We start from the raw sequence: 13,103 nt of genomic DNA on the forward strand, positions 1-13,103 counted from the left end.
GCGGCGGGGCCGTTCTGCATTTCTCGTCAGCGCAAATCCCCCGACCGGGAATTCCTCATCAGGACATCATTCGCCGGCCGGCATTCCTCGGCAGTGCACAGCACGCGAATTGTTCGGTGCTCCCGGCGAAGCGATTCGCGGAGAAAGAACCAATTCCCCGGAGAAATGGCACGCCGCGCCCCATTCCGGATTCCGGCACCTCTTTGTATACGGCGTGCTTGTTAAGAACGGGCACGCGCCGTGTTGACGGGCTGTTTCGGATCCCTCACCTCGGCCGTGGCGGGGCGCCGCAGCCGGTACACGGGGAGGGAACGCTCGATATGGGCGGCCATCAGGGCGCGGGCCCGTTCCGCATCGCCCCGGGCCACCGCTTCCAGGACCGCGCCGTGCTCGTCCCAGGACTCACCGGACCGTGCCGGCAGATCCACCGCGTACATCCACTCGATCTTGCGCCGCAGCTGGGTGAGCAGCGACGTCAGGCTGGGACTGCCGGCCGCCTGGGCGAGCGTCTCGTGGAACCAGCCGTCCAGTTGGCGCAGGTCGGCGGGGCTGCCGTGGCGGGCCCGCGCACGGCCGAGCCGGACCAGGCCGCGCAGCACCTTGAGGTGGGCCGGGGTACGGCGGACGGCGGCGCGGGCGGCGCCCAGCGGCTCCAGCAGCGCGCGGATAGCGAGGAGGTCCGCGGCCTCCTGCTCGGTGGGCGCGGCGACGCAGGCGCCCGCGTGGTGGCGGGTGGTGACGAAGCCCTCCGACTGCAGGGTGCGCAGCGCTTCGCGGACCGGCACCCTGGAGACGCCGTAGCGCGCCGCCAGGATTTCCTCGATCAGCCGGCTCCCCGGCGCCAGCGCGCCGGAGACGATGTCCTCGCGAATCGCCGTGCACACCGCATGCGCGGAAATATGGCCTCGCATCGTCCGTGCCTCCGCCGTAATCCCCTGGAAACGCCGCCGGTCGGCGACTTTTCCGTGACTCTATTCGACGGGGGCGGCTTTTCCGACGGGCTTTCGCTATTCAGGGATATTTTTTGGCCAGGGCCAGCGCCAGGGACAGGGCCCGGGCCCGGCCAGGGCGAAGGCGAGGCCGGCGACGGAGTCGGCTCAGATGTCCACGCCGTGCGACCGCAGATACGAGACCGGGTCGAGGTCCGAGCCGTATTCGGCGGTGGTGCGGGCCTCGAAGTGCAGATGCGGGCCGGTGACGTTGCCGGTGGCGCCGGAGAGGCCGATCTGCTGGCCGGGGGTCACCTGCTGGCCGACCGAGACGCCGATCGACGAGAGGTGGCCGTACTGGGTGTACGTGCCGTCGTTCATCTTGATCACGACGTTGTTGCCGTACGCACCGCCCCAGCCGGCCTCGACGACGGTGCCCGTGCCGACGGCCTGGACCGAGGTCCCGGAGGCGGCGTGGAAGTCGACGCCGGTGTGGCTGCCGGAGGACCACAGGCCGCTGGAGGCCTTGTAGCCGGTCGAGACGTACGAGCCGGCTATCGGGGCGACGAAGGTGTTGAGGCGCTTGCGCTCGGCCTCGCGGGCGGCGCGTTCCTTGGCCTCGCGCTCCTCCTCGGCCTTCTTCCGGGCCTCCTCGGCGTGCCGCTTGGCCTCCTCGGCCTGCTGCTTGGCCACGGCCTCGGCCTTCGCCTCGAGGGCTGCCAGTTCGGCGGCGGCCTGCTGGGCGTCGGCCTGCGCCTCGACGCGGCTGGCGAGCTCGTCCCCCAGCACGACGGCCTGCTGGAGACCGGTGTCCTGGCCGTGCGCCTCGTCCGTGGCGGCCAGCGCCGGCGAGGCCACGGAGGCAACGACGCCGGAGGCCGCGAGGGTGGCTATACCGGCGAGGTTACGGGTCTTACGAGCGGTACGGCTCGGACCGCGGTGCTTCCCGGTGGCACGGGTGAACGCCATGTGCTGGCTTGTCCTTTCCTTCCCTCTCGCCTACCGGGTTAGCTGACGGGTTCGGAGCAGGAAGGTCTCCTACGGACTCCTCCGGGGAGGAATCCGATTCACCCCAAGGGACGTGTGGGTCCCCGGCTCCCCTGGCTCGCGCCGTACGGGGACTCGGCGATGGCTGTCCGCTGCCACTGGTGTGGCGAAGGTGTGACGAACAGCCGGACAGACGGTAATCGCGGCAACTTTCCGCCGCCAAGCGGAACCCGTCTTTTGTGCGGGATGCCACAAGAACCAGTACAACCAGCCCTACCAAACCGGACATACGACGGCTCCCGTGGCGCGTGGCACCACGGGAGCCGTGTGGGTGACTGACCGGCCATCAGCCGACGGGGAGTCAGCCGCCGACGACCGTCACCTCACCGAGGCCCAGCGCCTTCACCGGTTCGGCGATCTGCGCCGCGTCCCCCACCAGGACCGTCACCAGGCGGTCCACCGGGAAGGCGTTCACCACCGCCGCGGTCGCCTCGACCGTGCCGGCCTCCGCGAGCCGGACGTACAACTGCGCCTGGAAGTCGTCCGGGAGCTGCTGTTCGACCTGGTCGGCGAGGGTGCCCGCGACGGCCGCCGCGGTCTCGTACTTCAGCGGGGCGACGCCGACGAGGTTCCGCACGGCGACATCGCGCTCGTCGTCCGTCAGCCCCTCCGCGGCGAGGGTCCGCAGCACCTGGAACAGGTCCTCCAGCGCGGGGACGGTGGATTCGGTGTCCACCGAGCCGCTGATGGCGAGCAGTGCGGCGCCGGTGGCCCCCTCGGAGGACGTGGGGGCGGTGGAGCGCAGCACCTGGCTGAAGGAGCGCACGCCGTAGGTGTAGCCCTTCTCCTCCCGCAGCACGCGGTCCAGACGGGAGGTGAGGGTGCCGCCCAGGCAGTACGTGCCGAGGACCTGCGCGGGCCACACCCGGTCGTGCCGGTCGGCGCCGACACGGCCGATGAGCAGCTGGGTCTGGACGGCCCCGGGGCGGTCCACGATCACGACCCGGCCGGTGTCGTCGGCGACGACCGGCGCGGCCTTCATCGGCTCGGCCGCCGGGCCGCTCCAGGCGCCCAGGCTCTCGGCGAGCGCCGCGTCCAGGTCGACGCCGGTGAAGTCGCCGACGACGACCGCGGTGGCCGTGGCGGGCCGCACATGGGCGTCGTAGAACGCGCGGACGGCGGCGGCGTCGATCCGGGCGACGGTCTCCTCGGTGCCCTGGCGGGGCCGGGACATCCGGGCGGTGGCCGGGAACAGCTCCTTGGACAGTGCCATCGCGGCCCGCCGGGCCGGGTTGGCGAGCTCGTGCGGGATCTCGTCGAGGCGGTTGCGTACCAGCCGCTCGATCTCGCTCTCCGGGAACGCCGGGGCCCGCAGCGCGTCGGCGAGTAGCCCGAGCGCGCGCGGCAGCCGGGAGGCCGGGACCTCCAGGGAGACCCGCAGGCCGGGGTGGTCGGCGTGCGCGTCGAGCGTGGCGCCGCAGCGCTCCAGCTCGGCGGCGAACTCCTCGGCGGAGTGCTTGTCGGTGCCCTCGGACAGGGCACGCGCCATGATCGTGGCGACACCGTCCAGGCCCTCGGGCTCGGCGTCCAGCGGGGCGACCAGGTTGATCTCGACGGCGACGACCTGCTGGCCGGGCCGGTGGCTGGTCAGGAGGGTGAGGCCGTTGGGCAGTTCGCCGCGGTCGGGGGCCGGGAAGGCCCACGGCTTGGGCGCACCGCCACGGGGCCGGGGGTGGAAGTCCATGGTGCTCTCGGGAGAATCTGCGCGGGTGGTGGCGTCGCTCACTGGTCCGCCTCCCCTTCCTCGGTGTCGGCGGCGTCAGCGGCGCCGGCGGATTCGGCGGACGCCGTGCCTTCTGCGGGCTCGTAGACCAGCACCGCGCGGTTGTCGGGGCGCAGCCGGGCCTGGGCGACCGCCTGCACCTCCTGCGGTGTGATCTCCAGAACGCGCCGCACGGCGGTCAGCGCGAGCTGCGGGTCGCCGAACAGGACGGCGAAGCGGCACAGTTCGTCGGCCCGGCCGCTGACCGTGGCCAGCCGGTCCAGCCATTCGCGCTCCAGCTGCGCCTGGGCGCGCTCCATCTCCTCCGGGGTCGGCCCGTCGGCGGCGAAGCGGGCCAGCTCCTCGTCGACGGCGCGCTCGATGTCGGCGACCTCCACCCCGCCGGACGTCTTCACGTCCAGCCAGCCCAGCGAGGGCGCGCCGGCCAGCCGCAGCAGACCGAAGCCGGCCGCCACGGCGGTGCGGTCGCGGCGCACCAGGCGGTTGTACAGGCGGGAGGACTCGCCGCCGCCCAGGACGGTCAGCGCCAGATCCGCGGCGTCCGCCTCACGGGTGCCGTCGTGCGGCAGGCGGTAGGCCGCCATCAGGGCGCGGGAGGGCACGTCCTCCGTGACGACCTCGCGCAGCTCTTCGCCGATGGTCTCGGGCAGCGAACCGTCCCGGGGCGGCTGCTTGCCGTCGTGGCCGGGGATCGAGCCGAAGTACTTCTCGATCCAGGCGAGCGTCTGCTCGGGGTCGATGTCGCCGACGACCGCCAGGACGGCGTTGTTGGGCGCGTAGTACGTACGGAAGAAGGCCCGCGCGTCCTCCAGCGAGGCCGCGTCCAGATCGGCCATCGACCCGATGGGCGTGTGGTGGTACGGGTGGCCCTCGGGGTAGGCCATCGCGGTCAGCCGCTCGAAGGCCGTGCCGTAGGGGACGTTGTCGTAGCGCTGGCGGCGCTCGTTCTTGACGACGTCGCGCTGGTTTTCCAGCGACTCCTCGTCCAGCGCGGTCAGCAGCGAGCCCATCCGGTCCGCCTCCAGCCAGAGCGCGAGCTCCAGCTCATGGGCGGGCATGGTCTCGAAATAGTTGGTGCGCTCGAAGCTCGTGGTGCCGTTGAGCGAACCGCCGGCGCCCTGCACCAGCTCGAAGTGGCCGTTGCCCGTCACCTGCGCGGAGCCCTGGAACATCAGGTGCTCGAAGAGGTGCGCCAGGCCGGTACGGCCCTTGACCTCGTGGCGGGAGCCGACGTCGTACCACAGGCAGACCGCTGCGACCGGGGTCAGGTGGTCTTCGGAGAGCACCACGCGCAGGCCGTTGGCCAGCCGGTGCTCGGTCGCTGTCAGGCCGCCGGAGCCGGCTTGTTCTGTGGCCGTGTGACCCATGGGCATGTACGTCCCTTCGATCCGCTTGCGAGGAAGTTCTGTCACTGTATGCAACCGCGTCGGCATCTGGCGAAGTTCCCGGGCGCCCGGCCCGATCGTGCGCCGTGCCCGGCGAGGGGGGAGTCGCGGTGGGCGTTGTCAGTGCGGCGGTCCACAATGGTCCGCGTCAGACTCGGAGATACCTTCAGGGACACCTGGGGATGCCTCCGGTCGATCGCCCAGCCGATTGACCCGGCAGATTGACCGACGTCGCCCGACATCGGTCTTTCCGACTCGGCAGTAGACGCACGACGCAGCAGAAGGAGCCGCAGCCGCGATGGCCCGCCGCAGCACGAAGACCCCGCCGCCGGACGACTTCGAGGAGAGGATCCTCGACATCGACGTCGTCGACGAGATGCAGGGTTCCTTCCTCGAGTACGCGTACTCGGTCATCTACTCGCGCGCCCTGCCGGACGCCCGCGACGGCCTCAAGCCCGTGCACCGCCGCATCCTGTACCAGATGAACGAGATGAGCCTGCGCCCCGACCGCGGCTATGTGAAGTGCGCCCGGGTGGTCGGCGAGGTCATGGGTAAGCTCCATCCGCACGGCGACGCGTCCATCTACGACGCGCTGGTGCGCATGGCGCAGCCGTTCTCCATGCGGCTGCCGCTGGTGGACGGCCACGGCAACTTCGGCTCGCTGGGCAACGACGACCCGCCCGCGGCCATGCGGTACACGGAGTGCCGGATGGCGTCGGCGACGTCCCTGATGACGGAGTCCATCGACGAGGACACCGTCGACTTCACCCCGAACTACGACGGCCAGGAGCAGGAGCCGGTGGCCCTCCCGGCCGCGTATCCGAACCTCCTCGTCAACGGCTCGTCCGGAATCGCCGTCGGTATGGCGACGAACATGCCGCCGCACAATCTGGGCGAGGTCATCGCGGCCGCGCGCCATCTGATCAAGCACCCCAACGCGGACCTCGACACCCTGATGCGCTTCGTGCCGGGCCCCGACCTGCCGACCGGCGGCCGGATCGTGGGGCTGGCCGGCGTCCGGGACGCGTACGAGAAGGGCCGCGGCACGTTCAAGATCCGTGCCACCGTCGCGGTCGAGAACGTCACCGCCCGCCGCAAGGGCCTGGTCGTCACCGAACTCCCCTTCGCGGTCGGCCCCGAGAAGGTCATCTCCAAGATCAAGGACCTGGTCGGCTCGAAGAAGCTGCAGGGCATCGCGGACGTCAAGGACCTCACCGGACGTGAGCACGGCCTGCGGCTGGTGATCGAGGTCAAGAACGGCTTCAACCCCGAGGCCGTCCTGGAGCAGCTCTACAAGCTCACGCCGATGGAGGAGTCCTTCGGCATCAACAACGTCGCCCTGGTGGACGGCCAGCCGCTGACGCTGGGCCTCAAGGAGCTGCTGGAGGTCTATGTCGACCACCGCTTCGAGGTGGTGCGCCGGCGCAGCGAGTTCCGGCGCGGCAAGCGGCGCGACCGGCTGCATCTGGTGGAGGGCCTGCTGACGGCCCTGGTGGACATCGACGAGGTGATCCGCCTGATCCGCTCCAGCGAGAACAGCGCACAGGCCAAAGAGCGGCTGATCGCCCGCTTCTCCCTGAGCGACGTGCAGACCCAGTACATCCTCGACACCCCGCTGCGCCGGCTGACCAAGTTCGACCGGATCGAGCTGGAGTCGGAGCGCGACCGGCTGCAGGAGGAGATCGAGCAGCTGACCCGCATCCTGGAGTCGGACGCCGAGCTGCGCAAGCTGGTCTCCGGCGAGCTGGCCGCGGTCGCCAAGAAGTACGGCACGGACCGGCGGACGGTCCTGCTGGAGGCGCCGGAGGCCACGGTCGGCGCGGTGCCGCTGGAGGTCGCCGACGACCCGTGCCAGGTGCTGCTGTCCTCCACCGGCCTGCTCGCGCGGACGGTCACCGGCGAGTCGCCGGCCCCGGCCGACGGCAAGCGCGTCAAGCACGATGTGATCGTCTCCGCGGTGCCGGCCACGACCCGCGGCGAGGTGGGCGCGGTGACGTCCCTGGGCCGGCTGCTGCGGGTCGCGGTGATCGATCTGCCGCAGCTCCCGGCGACCGCGGCGGCTCCGAACCTCTCCGGTGGCGCACCGCTCGCGGAGTTCCTCACCCTGCAGGACGGTGAGCAGCTGATCTGCCTGACCTCGCTGGACGAGTCCTCCCCGGGCCTGGCGCTCGGTACGGAACAGGGCGTGGTCAAGCGGGTGGTGCCCGACTACCCCGCCCACAAGGAGGAGTTGGAGGTCATCACTCTCAAGGAGGGCGACCGCATCGTGGGCGCGGCCGAGCTGAGCACCGGTGAGGAGGACCTGGTCTTCATCACCTCCGAGGCGCAGCTGCTGCGCTTCCCGGCGTCCCAGGTGCGGCCGCAGGGCCGGCCGGCCGGCGGTATGGCAGGCGTCAAGCTGGGCTCGGGGGCGAAGGTGATCTCCTTCTCGGCGGTCGAACCGGCCGCCGATGCCATGGTGTTCACCGTCGCCGGCTCACATGGCACGCTCGACGACTCGGTGGCGACGGCCAAGCTCACCCCGTTCGACCAGTACCCGCGCAAGGGCCGGGGCACCGGCGGGGTGCGCTGCCAGCGGTTCCTGAAGGGCGAGGACTGCCTGACCCTGGCCTGGGCCGGGCCGGCGCCGGTGCGGGCCGCGGACGCCAAGGGCGCTCCCGTCCCGCTGCCGGAGACCGATCCGCGCCGGGACGGCTCGGGAGTGCCGCTGGCGAAGAAGGTCACGGCACTGGCGGGGCCGGCGGTGTAGACAGCCGTCGCGGAGGTGACGGGCGGCGCCGCCGGGCCGATGGGCCGGCGGCGCCGCCTTTTCCGTCAGTGCTCCTCGTCTTCCGTCAGTGCTCCTCGTCGGCTCCGTCCACATACCGCAGTACGCCCCACATGCTGTTCTCGTCGGCGGCCGACGGTCCGGTCTCCCGGCAGTTCTCCAGTTCCTTGCGCAGCGCCGGTGCGTCGATACCGCTGCCGATCAGGACGAGCTGGGTGCCGCGCTCCTCCCCCTTGGGCCAGGGCCCGGGGTAGAAGCGCAGGAAGTCGCCGACGGCATGCAGCGTGAACTTCTGGCGGTTCTCCGGGACGTCGAAGTGGACGAAGCCCTTGATGCGGTAGAGGCCGTGGGGGCGGCTGTCGAGGAAGTCCATCAGGCGGCGCGGGTGCATCGGCTCGGCCGAGGTGAACTCCACGCTCTGATAGGCGGCGTGGAGGTGGTCGGCATGGCCGCACCGCCCGTCGTGGTGGTCGCAGTGCGCCTCGTCGTGGTGGTCACGCCGGCTGTCGCCGTATCGACCGTCGTCGTGCCGGCCGCCGTCGTCATCATGGTGGCCGTGGTCATGGCGGCCATCGGCCCGGCCGGCCGGCTCGCCGTGCGCGGCGGCCTCGCGCAGCAGGTCCTCGAACGACAGCTGGCGTACGGCCGCGTCGAGGTCCTCCCCCGCGCCGCGGTCGAAGAACAGCTCCGGATCGACCCGCCCGTAGGCGGTGCAGATCACCGGCCGGCCGGGCGCCAGCTCCGCGAGGGTGGCCCGCAGCGCCCGGAGCGGCGCGGCACCGATGCGGTCGGCCTTGTTGAGCACCACGATGTCCGCGACGCCCACATGCCGGTCCAGTTCGGGGTGCCGGGCCCGGGTGGCGTCGAACTCGGCGGCGTCCACGACCTCGATCAGCCCGCCGTAGACGATCCGGTCGTTGTCGCTGGCGAGGATCATGCGGATGAGTTCCTGCGGCTCGGCCAGCCCGCTGGCCTCGATGACGATCACGTCGATCCGGGCCGCGGGGCGGGCCAGCCGCTCCAGGTAGGTGTCCAGTTCGCTGGTGTCGACCGCACAGCACAGACAGCCGTTGCCGAGCGAGACCATCGAGTCGACCTGCCCGGCGACGGTCATCGCGTCGATCTCGATGCTGCCGAAGTCATTGACGACCGCCCCGATACGGGTGCCGTCACCGGCGCCGAGGAGGTGGTTGAGCAGGGTCGTCTTGCCCGATCCGAGGAACCCCGCGAGCACGACGACCGGGATCTGCTGCGTGGCCAAGGGGGCGCCTCCATGGTGCGGGTGGCGGGCCGCGCTGATCGCCGCGGCGGCGGACGAGCTGTCGATCGTAACCGACCCGCCGGAACAGGCCCGGCCCGGCCGGGCGCCCCGGGACCGGCAGGCCCTAGCGGTCCGCGACGGCGGGCAGCGGCTGCGGAGGGGGCGGGCCCACGTAACGGGCCGCCGGCCGGATGATCTTCGAATCCTCGGCCTGTTCCAGGATGTTGGCGCTCCAGCCGACCACCCGGGCCGCGCAGAACGTGGGGGTGAACATCTCCCGCGGCAGCCCGCACAGCTCCATGACGACGCCCGCGTAGAGCTCCACGTTCGCGTGCAGTTCACGGCCGGGTTTGAGCTCCGCCAGCAGCTCCTCGACCCGCGCCTCCACCTGGACGGCGAACTCCACCAGCGGGCCGCCGAACCCCTCGGCGATACCGCGCAGCATCCGGGAGCGCGGGTCCTCGGTGCGGTAGACGGCGTGCCCGAAACCCATGATCCGGTCGCCGCGGAGCACCTGCTCACGCACCCATGCGTCGATACGGTCCGGTGTGCCGATGGCGTCGAGCATGTCCAGGGCGCGGCTGGGCGCACCGCCGTGCAGCGGCCCGGACAATGCGCCGATGGCGCCGACGAGCCCGGCCGCGAGGTCGGCGCCGGTGGAGGAAATGACGCGGGCGGTGAAGGTCGAGGCGTTGAAGCCGTGGTCGATGGTGGAGATGAGATAGGCCTCGATCGCCCGTACCCGGTCCGGCTCGGGCTCCTGGCCGGTGAGCATGTAGAGGTAGTTGGCCGCGTGGCCGAGGTCCGCGCGCGGCTCGATGGGCGGCAGCCCCTGGCCGAGCCGGTGCAGCGCGGTGAGCAGGGTGGGTACCGCGGCGCAGGCGGCCAGGGCATCGGCCCGCCGCCGGCCGGCGTCGATGTCGTACAGCGGCCGGAAGCCGGCCGTCGCGCCGAGCAGGGAGAGCGCGGTACGCAGCCCGGCGAGCGGGCCGGCGAGGGCACCTGCCCGGGCGAGCGCGGGCAGCGCCGCGCGGACCGCGTCGGGCAGCCGGCGCAGTGCGGCGGTCTCGGCCGTGAAGGCCGCCAGCTGGTCCGCGTCCGGGAGCGCGCCGTGGAACATCAGGTACCAGACGTCCTCGAAACCGCGGTGCATGGCCAGCTCGACGGCGGAGTACTGGCGGTAGTGGTAGAAGCCCTCACCGCCCCGGACGTCACCGAGCCGGGTCTCGGTGACGACGACACCCGCGAGACCGCGGGGAGCGTCGATCGGTGCGTTCGCCTCGGCAACCGGCATGGCGGATCTCCTTGGTTCGTCAGTGCCCCGACTCGGGGTGGGCCTGGACGCGCCCCCCGAATTGATTCGACTATCCATGCTTGACTCAATCATCGTCAATATTGATTGAATCAACATGAAGGGTTCTGGATACGGTGAGTGCATGGCGGATCAACGCACGACGCAGGACGACGGCCCGGGCGAGCGCCGGCTGAGCACCCGGGAGGCGGCCGACCGGCTCGGCGTGAAGCCCGAGACGGTGTACGCGTACGTCAGCCGGGGCCAGCTGACCAGCCGCCGCGAACCGGGCGGCCGCGGCAGCACCTTCGACCCGGGGGAGATCGAGGCGCTGGCCCGGCGCGGCGGCCGGCGTGAACCGTCCGGCCCCGGTGGCGAGTTGGCGTTCCGTACGGGCATCACCCTGATCGACCGCGGCCACTGCTACTTCCGTGGCGTCGACGCCACGGAGCTCGCCGCCCACTACCGCTTCGAGGAAGTCGCCGAGTGGCTGTGGACCGGCGAACTGCGCCGCGGCATCCACTTCACCGCGCCCCCGGACGCGCTGTCCGCGGCCCGCCGCGCCGTGCGGGCGCTGCCGGACCACAGCGGGCAGATGGACCAGCTGCGGGCCGCGCTGATCGCCGCGGCGGCCGCCGACCCGCTCCGCTTCGACCTCTCCGAGGAAGCCGTACTGGGCACCGCCCGCTGCCTGATCCCCACGCTCGTCGACGCGCTGCCCGCGGTCGGCACCCCGCACCGCGGCGCGGGCCGCCTCGCCTGGCGCCTCTGGCCGAGGCTGACGGCACAGCCCCCCGACGAGGCGACGCTCCGTGTGCTCGACGCCGCGCTGGTGCTGCTCATCGACCACGACCTCGCCGTCTCGACCCTCGCCGTCCGGGTCGCCGCCTCCGCACGGGCCCATCCGTACGCGATCGTCTCGGCCGGCTTCGGCGCGCTGGACGGGACACTGCACGGCGCGGCGAGCGGGCTCGCCCACCGGATGCTGCTGGACGTGCTGGACCGCGGCAGCGCGGCGGCCGTGGTGGCCGACCATCTGCGGGCCGGCCGCACGGTGCCCGGTCTGGGGCATCGTGTCTATCCGGGGGAGGACCCGCGCGCCCGCGCTCTCTTCGCGCTCCTGGAGGACGTACCGCGGGCCCGTCCCGCCCTCACGGCCGCCCGCGAGGTGATCACCACGGCCGCCCGGCACACCGAACTGCCCGCGAATGTCGATCTGGCGCTGGCGGTGCTGACGGTCGCCACGGGGATGCCGGCCGAGGCGGGCGAGACGGTCTTCGCGCTCGCCCGTACCGTCGGCTGGATCGCGCACGCGCTGGAGGAGTACGCCGAACCCCCCGTCCGTGTGCGCCCCACCGGCCAGTACACCGGCCCCAGGCCGCCACAACCGCTGCCGTGAGGGAAGTGAGGGAAGCGGGGCCAGGGGGGAGGAGAGGGCGGGAGGGGGCGGGGCGCAGAAGACGGCGAGGAGGCGGCCGGCGGTCCTCCCGCAGGCCCGCCCCGGGGCGGCTGCTCAGCACCGGAACGACAAGGTTAGGCTTGCCTTCGTGAGTACCTGCGCCACCGCTTCCCTCCAGGCGGCCGAACCGCTCGCCGGAACCGCGGCCACCGCCCGCACCTGGCTGCTCATCGAACAGACCGGGCCCTGGGGAGCCCAGGCGCTGACCCAGAGCCACCTCGACCCCGGTGCCGGCCGGGCGCTGGAGGCCGCGGCCGAGGGCACGGGCGTACGCGTCGCGCTCATCCGCCGGCCCGGCCGTCATGCCGACTGCCACGACGTCTCCGGGAGCCGGCTCCTCGTCGCCCACACCGCCCCGGGGCGCTCCTGGATCCGCACCACCGTCGCCGATCCGCGGACAGCCCTCGGCCTGGACTTCGCCGCCCTGGGCGCGGGCGAGCACCACGGCCTCTGGGAGCCGTACTCCGGTGCGCCGATGGCCTTTGTGTGCACCAATGGCAAGCGGGACCGCTGCTGTGCCCTCCAGGGCCGCCCGTTGGCCGCCGAGCTCGCCACCGCCGGGGCGGAGGCCTGGGAGATCACCCACATCGGGGGCCACCGCTTCTCCCCCACGCTCCTCGTCCTCCCCTACGGCTACGCCTACGGCCGCGCCTCGGCGCCCCTGGTCAAGGAGGCTCTGGAGGCGGCGCACCACGGACGGATCGCTCTCGACCAGTGCCGTGGCCGCTCGGCATGGGACCGTCCGGCCCAGGCCGCCGACCTCGCCGTCCGCGAGCTCATCCGGGAGGACCGCGCGGACGCCCTCGACGTCGTACGGGCCGTACGGACGGACCCGGTGACCGCAACGGACGCGGTGACCGCCGCGGCCCCGGCGCATCCCGAACACCCCTCGCCCGCCTGGGCCGTGACCGTCGCGCACGCCGACGGCCGTACCTGGCGGGTGACCGTCGAGCAGCGGGCCGACGGCGCTCCGGCACCCGCGAGCTGCGGTGCACCGCTCGGGCCGCCGGCCCGTATCGCGGTCACCTCCGTCACGGCCACTTCCACCACGGCCACCGGGGACCTGCCCCGGATGCGGTCCACCGCCGCCCCCAGCTGATCCCGGAAGCGCCCGGCCACGCCTGCGTCCCCCGGCCGAGCGCCCTCAGCGGCGTTCAGGCGGCGCGGGACGTCCTCGATGGGAAGATCTTCCGGCCCGGCGCCGACAGCCCCTCAGAGCCGCCGTCAGGCCCTTCACGGGC

General features: G+C 72.3%; 9 protein-coding genes and 1 riboswitch. Of the genes, 3 read left to right on the plus strand and 6 right to left on the minus strand.

Translation table 11 applies throughout. The features are described 5' to 3' along the window. Nucleotides 1–221: 221 nt before the first annotated feature. The 4 genes from AZE13_RS23825 to AZE13_RS23840 form a co-directional block, all read right to left on the minus strand. Nucleotides 222–911 carry a GntR family transcriptional regulator gene (locus AZE13_RS23825; RefSeq protein ID WP_066935689.1) on the minus strand — a complete coding sequence of 230 codons (690 nt, stop codon included), beginning with the start codon at nt 909–911 and terminating at the stop codon, nt 222–224. Between the two features lie 186 nt (nt 912–1,097). After that, nucleotides 1,098–1,898 (minus strand): M23 family metallopeptidase, encoded by an 801-nt coding sequence (locus tag AZE13_RS23830; RefSeq protein ID WP_066935691.1) that lies wholly within the window; start codon nt 1,896–1,898, stop codon nt 1,098–1,100. Between the two features lie 12 nt (nt 1,899–1,910). Continuing rightward, nucleotides 1,911–2,067, minus strand: a riboswitch (cyclic di-AMP (ydaO/yuaA leader). 210 nt (nt 2,068–2,277) lie between these two features. After that, on the minus strand, nt 2,278–3,660 hold the full coding sequence (locus tag AZE13_RS23835) for a M16 family metallopeptidase (protein ID WP_066935917.1): 1,383 nt from the start codon (nt 3,658–3,660) through the stop codon (nt 2,278–2,280). A gap of 38 nt (nt 3,661–3,698) precedes the next feature. Further along, the gene (locus AZE13_RS23840) at nt 3,699–5,066 is read right to left on the minus strand and encodes a M16 family metallopeptidase (RefSeq protein WP_066935693.1); all 1,368 of its coding nucleotides are present in this window, start codon (nt 5,064–5,066) and stop codon (nt 3,699–3,701) included. Nucleotides 5,067–5,382: 316 nt separating this feature from the next. Here AZE13_RS23840 and AZE13_RS23845 point away from each other — a divergent pair, with 316 nt between their 5' ends. Next, nucleotides 5,383–7,833, plus strand: coding sequence for a DNA topoisomerase (ATP-hydrolyzing) subunit A (locus tag AZE13_RS23845; RefSeq protein WP_066935695.1), 2,451 nt, complete (start codon nt 5,383–5,385; stop codon nt 7,831–7,833). 85 nt (nt 7,834–7,918) lie between these two features. Here the strand turns inward: AZE13_RS23845 and AZE13_RS23850 are convergent, their stop codons facing one another. After that, entirely contained in the window at nt 7,919–9,112 is a 1,194-nt protein-coding gene (locus AZE13_RS23850) for a CobW family GTP-binding protein (protein WP_066935699.1), read from the minus strand. Between the two features lie 124 nt (nt 9,113–9,236). Next, on the minus strand, nt 9,237–10,406 hold the full coding sequence (locus AZE13_RS23855) for a citrate synthase/methylcitrate synthase (RefSeq protein WP_066935703.1): 1,170 nt from the start codon (nt 10,404–10,406) through the stop codon (nt 9,237–9,239). Between the two features lie 142 nt (nt 10,407–10,548). Between AZE13_RS23855 and AZE13_RS23860 the strand changes: the two genes are divergently transcribed. Next, nucleotides 10,549–11,802 carry a citrate synthase gene (locus AZE13_RS23860; RefSeq protein ID WP_066935706.1) on the plus strand — a complete coding sequence of 418 codons (1,254 nt, stop codon included), beginning with the start codon at nt 10,549–10,551 and terminating at the stop codon, nt 11,800–11,802. A 148-nt stretch (nt 11,803–11,950) separates the two neighbouring features. Then, on the plus strand, nt 11,951–12,961 hold the full coding sequence (locus tag AZE13_RS23865; protein ID WP_066935710.1) for a sucrase ferredoxin: 1,011 nt from the start codon (nt 11,951–11,953) through the stop codon (nt 12,959–12,961). The last annotated feature ends 142 nt before the right edge of the window (nt 12,962–13,103 follow it).

It is taken from the genome of Streptomyces sp. NBRC 110611 (genome assembly GCF_001590865.1).
Classification (GTDB): domain Bacteria; phylum Actinomycetota; class Actinomycetes; order Streptomycetales; family Streptomycetaceae; genus Streptomyces.